The sequence below is a fragment of the Vulcanococcus sp. genome (assembly GCF_044369115.1).
GTDB lineage: Bacteria > Cyanobacteriota > Cyanobacteriia > PCC-6307 > Cyanobiaceae > Vulcanococcus.
Map to the genome: position 1 here is coordinate 1 of NZ_JBIPMN010000050.1, position 14961 is coordinate 14961.

17 protein-coding genes and 1 pseudogene are annotated in these 14961 nt (G+C 63.2%); 6 read left to right on the forward strand and 12 right to left on the reverse strand.

The genetic code is table 11. From position 1 onward, the window contains the following. The 4 genes from ACIQ2E_RS05410 to ACIQ2E_RS05425 all read right to left on the reverse strand — a co-directional run. Positions 1–306: phosphate-starvation-inducible PsiE family protein (locus ACIQ2E_RS05410; protein WP_398327284.1), on the reverse strand; the 306-nt coding region annotated here is incomplete at its 3' end. A gap of 108 nt (positions 307–414) precedes the next feature. After that, positions 415–729 carry a P-II family nitrogen regulator gene (locus tag ACIQ2E_RS05415; protein WP_398327287.1) on the reverse strand — a complete coding sequence of 105 codons (315 nt, stop codon included), beginning with the start codon at positions 727–729 and terminating at the stop codon, positions 415–417. A gap of 31 nt (positions 730–760) precedes the next feature. After that, complete coding sequence (locus ACIQ2E_RS05420) at positions 761–1762, reverse strand: sodium-dependent bicarbonate transport family permease (RefSeq protein ID WP_398327290.1); 1002 nt, start codon at positions 1760–1762, stop codon at positions 761–763. Between the two features lie 107 nt (positions 1763–1869). Then, positions 1870–2433: a Crp/Fnr family transcriptional regulator gene (locus ACIQ2E_RS05425; protein WP_398327293.1), complete on the reverse strand. Its 564-nt coding sequence runs from the start codon at positions 2431–2433 to the stop codon at positions 1870–1872. A gap of 284 nt (positions 2434–2717) precedes the next feature. On the opposite strand from ACIQ2E_RS05425, the gene ACIQ2E_RS05430 reads away from it, so the two are divergent. Genes ACIQ2E_RS05430 through ACIQ2E_RS05440 form a run of 3 tightly spaced genes read left to right on the forward strand, consistent with a single transcriptional unit; the run spans position 2718 to position 5866 of the window. Continuing rightward, positions 2718–3584 (forward strand): DUF6671 family protein, encoded by an 867-nt coding sequence (locus tag ACIQ2E_RS05430; RefSeq protein ID WP_398327296.1) that lies wholly within the window; start codon positions 2718–2720, stop codon positions 3582–3584. Between the two features lie 49 nt (positions 3585–3633). Next, on the forward strand, positions 3634–4761 hold the full coding sequence (locus tag ACIQ2E_RS05435) for a DUF389 domain-containing protein (RefSeq protein ID WP_398327299.1): 1128 nt from the start codon (positions 3634–3636) through the stop codon (positions 4759–4761). Positions 4762–4780: 19 nt separating this feature from the next. Next, on the forward strand, positions 4781–5866 hold the full coding sequence (locus ACIQ2E_RS05440) for a calcium/sodium antiporter (RefSeq protein ID WP_398327302.1): 1086 nt from the start codon (positions 4781–4783) through the stop codon (positions 5864–5866). On the opposite strand, the gene ACIQ2E_RS05445 is transcribed toward ACIQ2E_RS05440, so the two are convergent. From ACIQ2E_RS05445 to ACIQ2E_RS05455, 3 genes are all read right to left on the reverse strand, one after another. Then, the gene (locus ACIQ2E_RS05445) at positions 5853–6077 is read right to left on the reverse strand and encodes a hypothetical protein (RefSeq protein WP_398327304.1); all 225 of its coding nucleotides are present in this window, start codon (positions 6075–6077) and stop codon (positions 5853–5855) included. The two genes, ACIQ2E_RS05440 and ACIQ2E_RS05445, sit on opposite strands and share 14 nt — an antisense overlap. A gap of 104 nt (positions 6078–6181) precedes the next feature. Further along, positions 6182–6397, reverse strand: coding sequence for a DUF4278 domain-containing protein (locus tag ACIQ2E_RS05450; RefSeq protein WP_398327307.1), 216 nt, complete (start codon positions 6395–6397; stop codon positions 6182–6184). 74 nt (positions 6398–6471) lie between these two features. After that, positions 6472–6744 carry a hypothetical protein gene (locus ACIQ2E_RS05455; protein ID WP_398327310.1) on the reverse strand — a complete coding sequence of 91 codons (273 nt, stop codon included), beginning with the start codon at positions 6742–6744 and terminating at the stop codon, positions 6472–6474. Positions 6745–6762: 18 nt separating this feature from the next. Between ACIQ2E_RS05455 and ACIQ2E_RS05460 the strand changes: the two genes are divergently transcribed. The 3 genes from ACIQ2E_RS05460 to ACIQ2E_RS05470 all read left to right on the forward strand — a co-directional run bounded on the left by ACIQ2E_RS05460 (position 6763) and on the right by ACIQ2E_RS05470 (position 8957). After that, positions 6763–8226 (forward strand): ammonium transporter, encoded by a 1464-nt coding sequence (locus tag ACIQ2E_RS05460; protein ID WP_398327313.1) that lies wholly within the window; start codon positions 6763–6765, stop codon positions 8224–8226. A gap of 87 nt (positions 8227–8313) precedes the next feature. Continuing rightward, positions 8314–8637 carry a hypothetical protein gene (locus tag ACIQ2E_RS05465; protein ID WP_398327316.1) on the forward strand — a complete coding sequence of 108 codons (324 nt, stop codon included), beginning with the start codon at positions 8314–8316 and terminating at the stop codon, positions 8635–8637. A gap of 104 nt (positions 8638–8741) precedes the next feature. After that, positions 8742–8957, forward strand: coding sequence for a hypothetical protein (locus ACIQ2E_RS05470; protein ID WP_398327319.1), 216 nt, complete (start codon positions 8742–8744; stop codon positions 8955–8957). A 15-nt stretch (positions 8958–8972) separates the two neighbouring features. Here ACIQ2E_RS05470 and ACIQ2E_RS05475 read toward each other — a convergent pair whose 3' ends face one another. The 5 genes and pseudogenes from ACIQ2E_RS05475 to ACIQ2E_RS05495 form a co-directional block, all read right to left on the reverse strand. After that, a complete protein-coding gene (locus ACIQ2E_RS05475; protein WP_398327322.1) occupies positions 8973–11738 on the reverse strand; it encodes a cation-translocating P-type ATPase in 2766 nt (921 codons plus the stop codon). 47 nt (positions 11739–11785) lie between these two features. Next, positions 11786–12538: an amino acid ABC transporter ATP-binding protein gene (locus tag ACIQ2E_RS05480; RefSeq protein WP_398327325.1), complete on the reverse strand. Its 753-nt coding sequence runs from the start codon at positions 12536–12538 to the stop codon at positions 11786–11788. Continuing rightward, positions 12535–13731 (reverse strand): amino acid ABC transporter permease, encoded by a 1197-nt coding sequence (locus ACIQ2E_RS05485; RefSeq protein WP_398327327.1) that lies wholly within the window; start codon positions 13729–13731, stop codon positions 12535–12537. The genes ACIQ2E_RS05480 and ACIQ2E_RS05485 overlap by 4 nt, the downstream gene beginning before the upstream one ends. After that, positions 13731–14690 (reverse strand): ABC transporter permease subunit, encoded by a 960-nt coding sequence (locus ACIQ2E_RS05490; RefSeq protein WP_398327330.1) that lies wholly within the window; start codon positions 14688–14690, stop codon positions 13731–13733. Before ACIQ2E_RS05490 ends, ACIQ2E_RS05485 begins: the two co-directional genes overlap by 1 nt. Next, positions 14690–14961, reverse strand: a pseudogene (locus tag ACIQ2E_RS05495) (amino acid ABC transporter substrate-binding protein); the annotation flags it as partial. The gene ACIQ2E_RS05490 and the pseudogene ACIQ2E_RS05495, both read right to left, overlap by 1 nt.

Here is a 14961-nt window from a genome sequence, read left to right on the forward strand (position 1 = left end):
TGCAACGGCTGTGAGAGCTGTCAGCAGCACCAGTTCGATCTGCACCACCTGATCCCGCAGGTAAGCGGTCACGTTCTGCAGCACTTCCAGGGCGATAAAGATCTGCAGGAGGCGATCCAGGAGCTTGATCAGATTGCCGTCAAACCAATCGGTCTGCGTGTTCAGCGTTTTGATGATGGTTTCCAGAAACAGTTCAACGGTGCCAACACCAATCACCACCGCCAGCAGAATGGCGAGCAATTTGGCCAGCAGCCGTTCGTAGCTGTGAATGCCAGAGAGAAAGCGGTTGTCGTTGAGAAACTGCACGGCTTGAGTGGAGGGGTGTGAGAGAGGGAGTGCGTCAGCGCTCGAAAAAATCACCCCAGCCATGCTGCTGGCATGACTGGGGCTATGTTGGTTGATTGGCTTAGCTGATTAGAACTTGTGGTCGCGCAGGGCTTCCACTTGAGAGATGTAAGTAATGATCGAATAATCGGCGTAGAACTTTGCCTCGATCTCCCGGGTGATCTTGTCGGCCAGTTCGCGGGTGCCGGTGAGCACCTCGATCTTCACGTTGGCCAGGGTGTGCGACACGCTCGGCTCGCCTGTGGAGCGAACATTGCGGCTGCCTTCGCCACCGGCTGCTGTCACTGTGTAGCCGGTGGCACCGGCTTCCTTGATCAGCTTGATGAGCTTCTTGGAAAGGATCTCCTCTCCAACAATCACCAGTTTCCAGACCTGTTGGCTCATGGTTTGATCGTTGATGGGTTGGTGGTTGGGGCTATTGCATGCCGAGCATCATTTCGGCAATGCCAATGAATAGGGGGATGCAGATGGCGATCGCCACGGGCGTGCCGATGGCTGTGGAGGCGCCGATGTAGGCCGATGGATTGGCCGAGGGGATCCCCGCACGCAGGGTGGGCGGACCGGAGATGTCGGAGCTTGATGCCGCGATCACCGCCAGCACAACGGCGCCACCGATGCTGAAACCAGTGATCTTGTGGATCACGAGGCCAAGGCCGAAGGCCAGGAAGCCATGCAGAATCGGTGCAATAAAGGCGTAGATGGCAAACCATTGAGCGACCTTGCGCAGCTCATTCATCCGCTGGGCGGCCTCCATGCCCATGATGATCATCAGGATCGAGAGGAAGCCGCGGAACAGAGGGTTGAAAAAGCTCTCGTACACGGGCTCAGGCTTCGTGGCAATGCCAAGGGCCACACCCAGTAGCAGGGCTGTTACGGCAGAGCTTTGCAGGCTGTCTTTGATGATCGGCCAGATTTCAACCTTCTCAGACGCCTTACCTGTTTGCTTGCTGATATAAACGCTAGCCACCACGATGGCCGTTACCAGGGCCGGAATATCCATGAACGGATAAAGAGCTGCAGTCCACGCTTCGTAGGGGATTTTGGCTGAATCCAGTTGTGGCAGCACGGCAGCCAGCGTGGAGCCACTCACAGCACCAAACAGGCCACCGGTGGCCACGGCATCGGCCACTTTGATCCCAGGCAATCGGGCCAGGGTGTAGCGGCTGATTAGCACAATGATGATGCCAATTGCCACTGCAGCTAGAGCTGGTAGCAGAATCTCTGAGAAATTCGAATTGCGGATGGCGATGCCACCACTCAATCCGATTTTCATCAGCAGGAAAAAGGTGATGAATCGATAAATTGAATCGGGGATGGCCAGCTGGCTGCCAAAAGCGGCAACAACAATGCCACCCAGGAGGAAGCCAAGTGTTGGTGATTGAAGCTGTTTGATAAACAGCTCGAGGAAGTCAGACACAGGATTGTTCTGGTGGAATGATTGCGGGTGGATCTGGCGCTGAGTGATCCAGAAGCAGTTGTTGTTGTGGTGGATCTCGGCTTTTGAGGCTGATGAAGGTCATTGCTTCACCCCGCCGCCTGGAAGGCCCGAATGCCCTGGGCCGTGAGGATCTCCAGGGCTCCTTCCTGTTGCAGCCAGCCCTGTTGGCGAAAATGGCCGAGCGCTTTGGTCACCGTGACCCGCGACACGCTGGCCATCTCGGCCAGTTGGCGGTGGGTGAGATTCATTGCCTCAAGAGGCAATGAGTGACCGCCTTGATGGCTGGCGCCGAATCGCGCGCTCAGCCAGAGCAACAGGTTGAATAAACGGGCTTCAACCGGCCGCATCCGCGTGAGCTGAAGCAACATGCCCATCTGCTTGATTTGAATCAGAGAACAGCTCTGGCGCTCCTCATCGGATGGTTCCCACTGATGAACCGATGCCGTGGAGAGAGCCCGCAATTCAACGGGCTGTTGGCTCAGTAATTCCGGCATCACAATCTCACCGGGTCCCCAGATGCCGACGGTGAAGATCTCGGCAAACTCCGTTTGACCGGTGGCTCTGATGTAGCCACTGTTCACCCGCCAGCCCAAATGAACGGGTAGCGATTGGCCCGCTTCAAGTGCAAACTGCAAGCATCGTTCCGACATGGCTGACTGCATTGCCAGTGCATGCAATGGATAGGGAGTCACGATTGCCCGAGGGCACCATGGACTGTTGCGGCGGAACAGTAGGGGGCTTCAGGATTTCTTTGGGTAGCCTTCGCTGTAGCGCTTCCGATTGAATTGATAAGGATTGCTGAATCGTCGCGATTGTGTGTGTTCCTGCTCAACAGCGCGATGTTCTTGCGCTACCTCTTTCTTTGTAATTACGTTCTTGAATTATTTGTTGGTTGAATGGCTGCGCGGGATTGATGTGAGGTTTCGCTAAGGTTTTGCTGTTCGAGCTGTCTGCTTTGGGCGCTTACTGCGGCCGCTCCATCGCTCTCGCGACCCGGCATGGCAAGCAGCGGGCTCTGGCTCTCCCCTTTCGCTGGGGGTTGGGCGCGACGCTCGAGCTCTCTTCTGTCGACACCGATCTGCTGGGCACCTTCAGCGGCGAAATCCCGCGCCTTGCTGAAGCGGCGGCCACCTGTGAGGCCAAAGCGCGCCTTGGCCTCGAAGCCAGTGGTCTGCCTATCGGCCTGGCGAGTGAGGCGAGCTTCGGCCCCCATCCGGCCATGCCGATGTTGCCGGTCGGGCAGGAACTCCTTGTGTTGATTGATCAGGAGCGCGATCTCTGTGTGCTCGAGCAGCGGCTCGAGTGGCGCACCAACTACAGCCACACCCTGCTGGAGCCCGATGGCGAGCTGGAACCCTGGCTGGATCAAGTGATCTTTCCCTCTCACGCCGTGATTGCGCGTCCGGCGACGCCTCAGGCCGGCGTGCTGTTCAAGGGGCTGCATTGCAGTGATGCGCTGGCTGAGGCCATCCGCTCTTGCCGTGCCGCCGATCCAGATGGGCGTGTGTGGCTTGAAACCGACATGCGGGCCCACTGCAACCCCACCCGCATGCGCTCGATCCGCCGCCTGGGTAGTGCCCTCGTGCGCCGGCTCCGCAACCCCTGCCCCGAGTGCGGCAGCCCGGGCTGGGGTCTGCTCGACACCCAGCCCGGCTTGCCCTGCAGCGATTGCGGTACCGCCACCGAGCTCACCCTCAGCGAGATCTGGGGCTGCCAGCGGTGCGGTGCCCGGCTCGAACACCCACGCCGCGATGGACGGATCCAGGCCGATCCCGGTCAGTGTCCGTGGTGCAATCCCTAGCCCGCTTGCCCGAATCGGTCATCCTGGATCGAGCCGCCCCCCATCGCTGATGGTTCAGCCCACCAGCATTGCTTCTCTGGAGGCTGGGTTCGAGCGGGAGGCTCGCCTGGATGAGCCCTTTGTGGTGCTCACCGTGGCGGCGAGCCTGATTGCCACACTGGGTCTGCTGGCCGATAGCCCTGCGGTGGTGATCGGGGCGATGTTGATCGCGCCTTGGATCCTGCCGCTGCGCAGTGCCTCCTTCGCGATCGTGGAGGGGCGCCTTCCCTTGGTAGGGCGGGCGTTGCTCACCCTGGCGGTGGGTGTGGCGATCACCATGGCCCTGTCGGCGGGATTGGGCTGGCTGGCGCGCCTGCCGGTGCTGGGCGATGAGGTGCTGCGCCGCACCACCCCCAACCTGCTGGATCTCGGCATCGCTCTGGTAGCCGGTTCGATTGCCACCTACGGCCGGCTGCGTCCGGAAGCGGTGTCGTCGATCGCCGGCACCGCTATCGCGGTTGCCCTGGTGCCGCCGGTGTGTGTCCTTGGCCTTCTGCTTTCGATTCAGCAGTGGGGTCCTGCCCGTGGTGCCGCCCTGCTGTTTGCCGCCAACCTGCTGGGCATCCTTTCGGGTGGCCTGCTCACCTTGGTGGTGAGTCAGGCCAGTCTGCGCCAGCAGTTGTGGCGCAGCCGCATCGGCCTGGTGAGCTTGCTGCTTACCGGTTTGCTGTTGATTCCTCTCACCGGAAGTTTCCTTGGCCTGGTGAAGCAGGCTCAGCGTCGCCAGGCCCTGCAACAGGTGGAGCGGGCGATCACCGAGAGCTTGCGGCAGCGCACCATCACCCTTGGCAAGGATTCGGAGCTCACCGGTGTTTCGATTGATTGGAATCAGAACCCGCCGCTGATCAAGGCTGCGGTGAGCGTGAGCCGGCCGAATCTGCCCACCTCGAAGCAGGTGGCCGCCGTACAAGACTTCATCAACAAGCAGCAGGGCTTCAACTTCCGCCTACTGGTGCAGCGGGTGTCGATTGATGTGATCGGTCCTGAAGCGGCCCCTAATCCTGAGCCGGTGAGCGGGGAGGAGGCCGTTCCGAAGCCGCAAGCGCTACCGATTCCGCCAGCGCCACCACAGGTGGCCCCCCCGATCACGGCCGATCAGCCCACGGCAGACAAGAAGCCGCCTTTAACCGAGAATTAAGCCGTGTGTTGAGCGCTTCATGCCCTACGCCCTTAGTGCGTTTCAGATCGTCGCCGGCATCCTGCTGCTGTTTGGTGGCGGTGAACTGTTTGTGGCCGGATCCGTGGCCCTGGCCCTCCTGCTGGGCATTCCTCAGATCGTGATCGGCCTCACGGTGGTGTCGCTGGGCACCAGTGCCCCCGAGCTGTTTGTGAGCCTCCTCTCCACCCTTCAGGGTGGACCTGGTGGTGATGCGATTGCGGTCACCAACGTGGTGGGCTCCAACATCTTCAATGTGTTGGTGGTGCTCGGGGCTAGCGCCGTGGTGATGCCGCTGCGGGTGAAGAGCCGCTTGGTGCGCCGCGATGTGCCCTTGCTGCTCGGAGTGTCGATGGCCACCTGGGGCATGGCTTCCGGAGGTCGGCTCACCTGGATCGGGGGTCTGGCTCTGCTCACTGGAACTGTGATCAATCTGGTGTGGGAGGCCCGCACCGCCTCAGAGGAGCCTGCTGAGGAGGCCGAGGCTTTGGAGACGGATGGGCGCTCAAGCGCTCCGGTGGCCGCCGCCAAGCTGGCCGCCGGTCTCGTTTTGTTGGTGCTCGGCTCGCAGGTGTTGGTGAAGGGCGCGATCACCGCCGCCCAGGGCCTCGGGGTGAGTGAAGCCGTCATCGGTCTCACGATCGTGTCGGCCGGCACGTCCATGCCGGAACTCGTGACATCGCTGGTGGCGGCCTATCGGGGCAAGGCCGATCTCGCCATCGGCAATGTGGTGGGCAGCAACCTGCTCAACCAGCTGGTGATTTTGGGGCTGTGTGGCTTGGTTTCGGGAACCGACGGCTTGCAGGTGGATCCCCTGCTGATCACCCGCGACTTCCCGATCATGGTGGCCACCACCTTGGCTTGCCTTCCGATCTTCTGGAGTGGCGGCGTCATCAGTCGCCAGGAGGGCTGGGTGTTGCTGGGTTTGTATGTGCTGTACCTGGCGGAGCAGGTGCTGCACAGCGCCGCTTCATCAGGGCTTGATCAGTTCCGCTTCGTGGTGCTGGCTGCGGTGGTGCCCTTGGTGTTGGTGTTCGTGGCTTGGAACGCTCTGGAGTGGCGTCAGCGCCGTCTCAAACAAGGCTGAGGCACGCCACGTTGAGGCCGGCTTCGCGGGCATCCCTGCAGAGGTGATGGCAACAGTCGGCCTTCAACCGCACAGCACCAGCGCAGATCAGGTCCCAGGTGCTGGTCTCGAAGTGGGTCTGCAGCCACAGCATCCCCATCACCGAACGGGCCTCGAGCTGGAAGCTGTCGCCTTTAGCGGTGAGGCTCAGATCTGTGCCGTGGCGATCCATGACCCAACAAAAAACCTCCCCCCATTTGAGGGGGAGGTTGCGCTTGCTGTCGTAACAACAGCAACCGATTGGAGAACGGGCGGGTGAGATGAGCGCTCGGAGGCTCAGCCTTGGCTCACCTGCTTAGCTGCCTCGGCCTGGCGGTGGTGATAGGCGTGGCCGCGGTACTGCAGTTCCACCTCGGTGTCCACGGGCGCAGCCTCATGGCGCAAAGGGGCGTCGTAGTGCTGACCGCGATAGGCGTGATCCACGGGTTGAACGCTGGGCTGCTCGTGGCTGGCGTTGTCGTAGCTGACGCCGCGGTATTGAAGTTTGGTCATGGGATGGGCCTCGAAGGGTTGAGGAGGGTCTGCTGTCAGACGGGTCCGCTTCGTGGGAAGGAGCGTTGCTTCGCCTAGCGGTGGGCTACTTCCGGTGAACCAGGGCCCAAGGGCGGCTCACCCAACGTTTTGTCCTTCTGAGCAAGTTCTACCGAATCAAGACTGTTCATGGTGAACATATAGCCCCTTTCTTTACAAAACGATGGTTGCAAGTGTGCTTGTGCAAGCTTTTGTTCGGGGAATCCGTTGCGGCGCCGAATGGACTGATCCGCCGTTTTGTAGCGGCGGTAACAATTGGCGGCGCCGAGATCGCGAATGATCTGTGGCCAATGGCGGATCACCGCCATCACCAACCAGCGATTCTTATGACTGTTGCCTCGCCCTCTTCTCGGCGCCGGCCGAGAAGTTTGCAGGAAGCGAGTCTGTTGGAGGCTCCCGAGCTGCTGCTGCGCAAAGTTCGCGGCCTCTCCTCCAACCGCACGCTCACCTGGCTGGCCTGTATCCCCATCGCACTGATGGGTTTGGGTCTGTTCAATTTGGCCGCCCATGCCGCCGAGCTCCCTGAGCTCACGCCGGCATTCCTGGCCAACAACATGTTCCTGTTGATCTGCGCCGCGCTGGTGATCTTCATGAACGCCGGCTTCGCCATGGTGGAAGCCGGGATGTGTCGCCAGAAGAACGCCGTCAACATCCTTGCCAAGAACCTGATCGTTTTCGCCCTGGCGGTAACGGCTTACTGGTTCATCGGCTACAAGATCATGTACAACGCCGATTGGGTGATTCCCGGTTGGTTCAAGTTCGGTGGTCTGTTCTTTGATCCCACCGTTACCCCTGAGATGGTGACGGACGGTTCGCTGGTTCCGAGCGTCGATTTCCTGTTCCAGGCTGCCTTTGCTGGCACCGCCGCCACGATCGTGTCGGGTCTGGTGGCTGAGCGCATCAAGTTCGGCGAGTTCGTGATCTTCTCGCTCGTGCTGGTGGGCATCCTCTACCCGATCTCCGGTTCCTGGCAGTGGAACTTCCCCGACGACGCTGGCGTTGGTGGCGGTTGGCTGAACCGTCTCGGCTTCATCGACTTCGCCGGATCCACCGTGGTGCACTCCTTCGGTGCCTGGGCTGGTCTGGTGGGTGCCATGCTCCTCGGCCCCCGTATCGGCAAATTCGTGGATGGCAAAACCCAGGCCATCCCTGGTCACAACCTCTCGATTGCCACGCTCGGCTGCCTGATCCTGTGGCTCGGCTGGTACGGCTTCAACCCCGGTTCCTGGCTGTCGATGGCACCTGAAGTGCCTTACATCGCTGTTACCACCACCCTCGGCGCTGCCGGCGGCGGCATTGCTGCCACCCTCCTTAGCCAGTTCACCGGCGGTAAGCCCGACCTCACCATGACCATCAACGGCATCCTGGCCGGCCTGGTGGGTGTGACTGCTGGTTGCGATGGCTTCTCGATGCCTGCTGCCTGGGTTGTGGGCTTCATTGCCGGCATCCTCGTGGTGTTCTCCGTGGCCTGGGTTGATGGCCTGAAGATCGATGATCCGGTGGGCGCCTTCTCCGTGCACGGCACCTGCGGCATCTGGGCCACCCTGGCTGTGGGCCTGTTCAACGTCGACAAGGGTCTGTTCACCGGCCATGGCTTCAGCCAGCTCGGCATTCAGATCGTAGGTGCGCTGTCCTTCGCGATCTTCGCGATCGTGAGCAGCTTCATCGTCTGGTCGATTATCGGTGCCATCTTCGGTGGCATCCGCGTCACCGAGAAGGAAGAGATCGAAGGTCTCGACATCGGTGAGCACGGCATGGAGGCCTACCCCGACTTCGCTTCTGCGAAGTGATCGTTGGTTCCTTCTGACCTCTCCAGCCCGCCGCAAGGCGGGCTTTTTGCCGTTCTGTCATCCTGAGGCCGTGTTGGCTTAGCGGCCGTGGCCTGCCCCAGCTGTGGCGCTCGGCTGGTGGCCGTGTCAACGGAGCCGCCCATCCGCCTGATCTGTGCAGGCTGCGGTCGTCCCTTGCCAGTGAAGCCGCCGTTGCCGGCCTATCTGTGGTGGACGCGCAATGCACGCCGCTGGCTGGTGCTCCTGTTGTTGGTGGTGCCTCCGTCATTGCTGCTTGGCCTTCCGCCGCTCAACGAACGAAGGGTTGAGCGCGGGGAGCGTTCGCGATTGGGCCGCGTGACCACGGGCCGTGTGTTCATGAGCAAGCCAGGGCAGGCCTCCAGCGTTCCGCCCTCATCCGCTCATCGCTGACTGGACCGAAGCGTTCAAGTTGAACAGTTAGGCGACTCGTTCCCAATCAACATTGGTACTGTGGACGCGATCGGTCAGTGGCTTGCGGGTACTGCGGTGAGCGTTTGATTAGCAAAACCTCAGAGGGGTTGAGCTGCTGCGGCTGCGGCCGGCTCTTGGTGCAAACCTGGCCGGAGGGCAACCGGCCACTCTCGGCGAAGACCCTGATGCTGTTCGGCCTATGGGTGATGGCGGCCCTGCCATTCGTGGGCGCCATCGCGCTCACCGATGAGATGCGTTCCGGTGCTCTTACTTATGAGATGGTTAAGTCTCAGAAGTAAGAGCACTCGCTGCGATTAGGCGTCGCTGCTGGCTTGGCGGCGCCACAGCCGCCAGATCTTCTCCAGCTCCAGATAGAGGAAGAAGAGCAGGCTGAAGCCAATGCAGATGCCCAGATCCGAGGCGGAGAGTGCTGTGGTTCCAAAGAAGCCCGATAGCGCTGGCACATAGAGCAGCAGCAGTTGCAGCCCGGTGGTGAGCACCACAGCCCAGATCAGCCAAGGGTTGGAGAACGGTGCCACCTGCAGCAGCGGCAGATCGCTGCGGGCCGAGAGGGCGTGGCCCATTTGGGCCAGACAGAGGGTGGTGAACACCATCGTTTTCCAGTGTTCGCCGCTGTGGCCAGAGGCGTAGAGCATCAGGCCGATCACGATCACGGCAAACACGATGCCGATGCGGATGATGTAACGCCCGATGCCCCGGGCGAAGATCGATTCGCCAGGCTCCGCCGGCGCCTTCTGCATCAAACCCTGCTCGCCGGGCTCGAGCGCTAGCGCCAGAGCTGGCACGCCATCGGTCACCAGGTTCATCCAGAGGATTTGCAGGGGTGAAAGCGGCACGCCCACCAGCCCCAGCAGTGGCGCCGAGGCGATGGTGATCAGCTCGCCCACGTTGCTGCCGAGGATGTATTTCACGAAGCGGCGGATGTTGGCGTACACCAGGCGCCCCTCCTCCACGGCATTCACGATCGTGGCGAAGTTGTCATCGAGCAGCACCATGTCGGCGGCTTCCTTGCTTACTTCGGTGCCGGTGATGCCCATGGCCACCCCGATGTGGGCCTGCTTCAGGGCGGGGGCGTCGTTCACGCCATCACCGGTCATGGCCACCACCTGGCCGTTGGCCTGCAGCGCTTTCACGATCCGCAGCTTCTGCTCCGGCGCCACGCGGGCGTAAACGCTGCAGCGGGCCACGGCTTGCCGCAGCTGGGGCTCGTCCATCGCCTCCAGCTCCCGGCCGAGGATCACCTCGCCTGCGGTGTCGGTGAGGCCGATGGCACTGCCGATCGCACGGGCGGTGAGCGGATGGTCGCCGGTGATCATCACGGGGCGAATGCCCGCCTGGCGGCAGGTGGCCACAGCGGTGGCCACCTCCGGCCGCGCCGGATCGAGCTGCGCCATCAAGCCCAGCAGCACTTGCCCTTCCAGTTGCTCGTCAGGACTGTGGTGGTGCGGAGCGCAGGCGAAGGCCAGCACCCGCAGCCCCGAACCGGCCAGGTCGCGGGCCTGATCCAACCACCACTGCCGCTGCCCATCGCTCAGGGCCACCACACCGGAGCCATCGATCCAGCGATTGCACAGGCCGATGATCACTTCCGGTGCTCCTTTGCTGATCAGCAGCCGGGAAGATCCGCAGGCGCCGCTGCCGAGCGGCCCCTGCAGCTCAGCGCGGGGATCCTCGATCCACACCGCCATTAGCTGGCGCTCGGAGCTGAAGGGAATCTCAGCGGCTCTGGGGTAGTGGCTGCGCAGCTCGAAATCATCGATGCCGGCTTTCAAAGCCACCACCGAGAGGGCACCTTCGGTGGGGTCGCCCAGGATGTCCCAGCTGCCATCAGCAAGCTGCTTGTGTTCGGCATCGCTGCAGAGCACGCCAGCCTGCAGCAGCAGTGTGCAAGCCCCGGCGGCGCTTCCGGCACTGGCGCCGGCGGGAGCCACGATGGCGCTCGCACTCAGGCTGCCGCTGGGGTCGTAGCCGTGGCCGCTCACGCTCACGCGCTCGGTGCCCACCCGCAGTTCCTGCACCACTTGGCGGTTCTGGGTGAGGGTGCCGGTTTTGTCGGAGCAGATCACGGTCACCGAGCCCAGGCCCTCCACCGCCGGCAGGCGCCGGATCAGGGCGGCGCGGCGCACCATGCGCTGGGTGCCGATCGCCAATGTCACCGTGATCACCGCCGGCAGCCCCTCCGGCACGATCGCCACCGCCATCGAGAGCGACACCTCCAGCAGGTTGAGCGGGTCTTGCTTGAGCAGCAGGCCGAGCACCACCACCACCGCCACCAGGGCCAGGGCGCTGCCCACCAGCACCTTGGCCAGACCATCGAGCCGCTCTTGCAGCGGCGTGCTTTCACCGCCCGCGGTGTTGATCAGCTCAGCGATCTGCCCCAGTTCGGTGCCCATGCCGGTGGCGCTCACCAGGGCCACACCGCGGCCCCGCACCACCTCAGTGCCCTGGAACAGGCAGTTCTGGCGCTCCAGTACCGGTGTGGCTTCCTCTAGCACCAGCTCGGCCTTTTTGAACACCGCTTCGGCTTCACCGGTGAGCGCCGCCTCGCGCACCCCAAGATCGGCCGCCTCCAGCAGGCGGGCATCGGCGGGCACCCGATCGCCGGCCTCCAGCCGGATCAGATCACCGGGCACCAGCTCTTCGCTGCCCACCCGCTGCCACTGGCCATCGCGGCGCACCTGCACCATGGGTTGCGCCATGTCGCGCAGGGCGAGCAGGGCCTGCTGCGCTTTGCTTTCCTGCAGGTAACCCAGCAGGCCGTTGAGCACCACGATCACCAGGATCGCGATCGCATCCTTCGGAAATTCCTGCTGATGCAGCGACACCGCCGCTGACACAGCCGCCACTGCCAGCAGCATGATCAGCATCACGTTGCTGAACTGATCCCAGAGGATCTGCCAGGTGCTGCGCCCCTTGGAGAGTTCGAGCTTGTTGGGGCCTGATGCCGCCAGTCGACGGGCTGTTTCTGCCGTGGTGAGTCCGTCGCGGCTGGCCTTCAGCTCCTGCAGACAGGCCTCAGGCGATAAGGCATGCCATTGAAGCTCTGATGACTTGCTCAAGGCCCTCTGGAGTTAGTCGAGTCGCTACAGGCCCATTTTCTCAGTTGTTAGCGGATCTGGCTCAGGAACTGGCGGCTGCGCGCGTGCTGAGGATTGGTGAAGAACTGCTCCGGGGGCGCCTCTTCCACCACTTGCCCTTCCGCCATCAGCACCACACGGCTGGCCACCTGCCGGGCGAAGCGCACCTCGTGGGTCACCACCACCATGGTCATGCCGTCGCGGGCTAGCTCCTGCATCACCGCCAGCACCTCCTGCACCATTTCGGGATCGAGGGCGCTGGTGGGTTCATCGAACAGCATGATCCGTGGCTCCATGCAGAGCGAACGGGCAATCGCCACCCGCTGCTGCTGGCCGCCGGAGAGCTGGCCTGGATACTTGCGGGCCTGCTCGTGAATGCCCACCCGCTCCAGGAGTTCGAGGGCCTGCTGTTCCACCTCCCGCTTGGGCCGCTGCCGCGCCAGCGTGGGCGCCAGGGTGAGGTTCTCCAGCACCGTGAGGTGCGGGAAGAGGTTGAACTGCTGGAACACCATGCCCACTTCCCGGCGGATCGCATCGATGTTGCGCACGTCGTTGGAGAGTGGCATTCCATCCACCACGATCGAGCCCTTCTGGAAATCCTCCAGGGCGTTGAAGGTGCGGATGAAGGTGCTTTTGCCTGAGCCCGAGGGACCCATGATCACCACCACCTCACCCTGGTGCACGGTGAGATCCACGCCCCGCAAGGCCTGAAAGCCATTGGGGTACCACTTCTCAACCCCGCGGGCTTCGATCATCACGGGGAGGGCTGTAGGGCTGGTCATGCCTTCGATGTGGCGAGGGGATTGAGGCGGGTTTCGAGGGCGCGGCTGCCCAGGCCCAGGGCGGCGCAGCAGCACCAGAACAGCACGGCCAGCACCAAATACACCTCAGCGTTTTTGCCCAGGAATTCCGGATTGGCCATCACCGTGCGGGCGGTGCCCAGCAGATCGAGCAGCCCGATCAGCGAGAGCAGGGTGGTGTCTTGCAGCAGGGTGATGAACTGCCCCACCGTGGCGGGCAGCGCCACCCGCAGCGCCTGGGGCAGCACCACATGGATCAGGGCCTGGTGCATCGGTAGACCGAGGGAGCGGGCGGCCTCCAGTTGGCCTGGCGGCAGGGCCACCAGGCCGGAACGAACGGCTTCGGCCACATAGGCCGCGGCGAAGAAGGTGAGCACCCAGGCGGCTCGCCACACCCGATCCGGCGCCAGGCCACCGGGCAGCAGGAAGCCCAGGATGTTCTGCCCGAGGAACAGCAAGGTGATCAGCGGCGCGCCGCGGATGAACTCGATGTAGAGCACCGAGCCCCAGCGCAGTAGTGGTAGTTCGCTGCGGCGGCCCAGGGCCAGCAGGATGCCCAGCGGGAAGCAGAGCAGGATTGCGAAGCTGGCCTCCAGCAGGGTGAGGAGCAGTCCGCCCCACTCACCTGGAGGCACCCGCATCAGGCCGAGGCCTCCGCTGATCAGCACCATGCCCACCAGGTAGAGCACCAGCCACACCAACGGCACCAGCCGCAGCAGCGGCACCGGCACCGCCTGGCTCCAGCGACCCGCCGCCCAGCGCACGACCAGCAGGAGCACCGTGATCCCCCACCAGCGCAGTTGAATCGGCAGCTCCAGCTTCAGGGCCCAGCTGCCGATCACCGCTAGGGCGATCAGGATCCCGGCCGCCAGCTGGTCGTTGCGGGGCCAGGTGCCTTTGCCGCGCAACAGGCCCCAGCTCAGGCCGCTGGCGGCAGCCAGCAATCCGGTGAGCAGCCAAAGGCGCCACTGCTGCTCGATCGGATAGCGCCCCACCGCAAACAGGGTGGTGTTGGCCTGGATCACAGCCCACTGGGCTTGAAACAGCACCCAGCGCAGGAAGGCCGTGCCCACGGCCAGCAGAAAGCCCAGCAGCGCCAGGGTGATCACGCCGTCGACGGGCGTGGCGAACAGTTCGCGGCGCAGGCGGGAGAAGGTGAGGGAAGGGACTGTCATTAGCGCTCCTTGATCTGCACCCAGCTGTTCACGCCATTCATCAGCGCCGAGATCAGCAGATCGATCACGAGATAGGACCCCAGCAGGATCAGCACCACTTCCACGGCACGGCCGGTTTGGTTGAGGGTGGTTTCAGCCACGGAATAGAGATCGGTGTAGCCACAGGCCACCGCCAGCGAGGAGTTCTTGGCCAGAGAGATGTATTGGCTGTTGAGGCCCGGCACGATCACCCGCAGCGCCTGGGGCAGCACGATGCGCTGCAGCGTTTGCAGCGGCGTGAGCCCGAGTGAGCGGGAGGCTTCCCATTGGCCGGGCGGTACTGAAGCCACTCCGCCGCGCACCACTTCAGCGATGAACGCGGCTGTGTACACCACCAGGCCGGTGAGCAGGGCCCCGAACTCCACGGTGAGCCGCAGTTGCCCGTGCCACACCCCATCGATCAGCTCGGGCTTGCCGAGAAACAGCCCGGATTTGGCCAGCACCACACCTGGTAGCTGGATCGCCTGCTCGCCCCCGGGCAGGGACAGGAACACCACGAAATACCAGAACACCAGCTGCAGCAGCAGCGGGATGTTGCGGATCAGCTCCACATATACCCGCGCCAGGCGCCGCAACAGACCATTGCTGCTGAAAGCCGCCACGCCGATCAAGGTGCCCAGCACCGTGGCCCCCACCAGGCCGGCCACCACCACCCGCAGGGTGTTCACCAGCCCGGCCAGCAGGGCGCGCCAGTAGGGCAGCTCCGCGTTGAAGGGCAGCAGCGTTTCCGAAACGTCGAAACCGGCGGGGTTACCCAGCCAGCTCCAGCTGAGCAGCAGGCCGGCGTTGGTGAGGTTGCGCACCAGGTTGCCCACCAGGAACGCCACCACTACCAGCACCACCAGGCCGGCGACGCCTTGCACCAGCCAGGGAAGTAGCCGCCGGTTCCGCCACCAGGGGGTGACCGCAGGGGAGGGCATCAACGGAAGGGCGGCGAGTAGATCAGGCCGCCGTCGCTCCACTGGCGGTTGAGGCCGCGCTCGAGCTTGAGCTTGGAGCCCTGGCCCACGTTGCGCTCAAACAGTTCGCCGTAGTTGCCCACGGCTTTCACGGCTTGCACCACGAAATCCGCTGGCAGGCCCAACTGCTTGCCGAAGTCGCCCTCTACGCCCAAGAAGCGGCGCAGGTCGGCCTGGTTGGGGTTGGCTTTGGCTTCGGCCACCTTGGCGTCGATGTTGGCTTGGGTGATGC

Excerpts from the sequence above, each read along its gene's own strand:
- ACIQ2E_RS05415 (WP_398327287.1), bottom strand. The coding sequence starts at position 729 with ATGAGCCAACAGGTCTGGAAACTGGTGATTGTTGGAGAGGAGATCCTT.
- ACIQ2E_RS05425 (WP_398327293.1), bottom strand. The coding sequence starts at position 2,433 with ATGTCGGAACGATGCTTGCAGTTTGCACTTGAAGCGGGCCAATCGCTA.
- ACIQ2E_RS05435 (WP_398327299.1), top strand. The coding sequence starts at position 3,634 with ATGGTTCAGCCCACCAGCATTGCTTCTCTGGAGGCTGGGTTCGAGCGG.
- ACIQ2E_RS05440 (WP_398327302.1), top strand. The coding sequence starts at position 4,781 with ATGCCCTACGCCCTTAGTGCGTTTCAGATCGTCGCCGGCATCCTGCTG.
- ACIQ2E_RS05445 (WP_398327304.1), bottom strand. The coding sequence starts at position 6,077 with ATGGATCGCCACGGCACAGATCTGAGCCTCACCGCTAAAGGCGACAGC.
- ACIQ2E_RS05450 (WP_398327307.1), bottom strand. The coding sequence starts at position 6,397 with ATGACCAAACTTCAATACCGCGGCGTCAGCTACGACAACGCCAGCCAC.
- ACIQ2E_RS05455 (WP_398327310.1), bottom strand. The coding sequence starts at position 6,744 with ATGGCGGTGATCCGCCATTGGCCACAGATCATTCGCGATCTCGGCGCC.
- ACIQ2E_RS05460 (WP_398327313.1), top strand. The coding sequence starts at position 6,763 with ATGACTGTTGCCTCGCCCTCTTCTCGGCGCCGGCCGAGAAGTTTGCAG.
- ACIQ2E_RS05480 (WP_398327325.1), bottom strand. The coding sequence starts at position 12,538 with ATGACCAGCCCTACAGCCCTCCCCGTGATGATCGAAGCCCGCGGGGTT.
- ACIQ2E_RS05485 (WP_398327327.1), bottom strand. The coding sequence starts at position 13,731 with ATGACAGTCCCTTCCCTCACCTTCTCCCGCCTGCGCCGCGAACTGTTC.
- ACIQ2E_RS05490 (WP_398327330.1), bottom strand. The coding sequence starts at position 14,690 with ATGCCCTCCCCTGCGGTCACCCCCTGGTGGCGGAACCGGCGGCTACTT.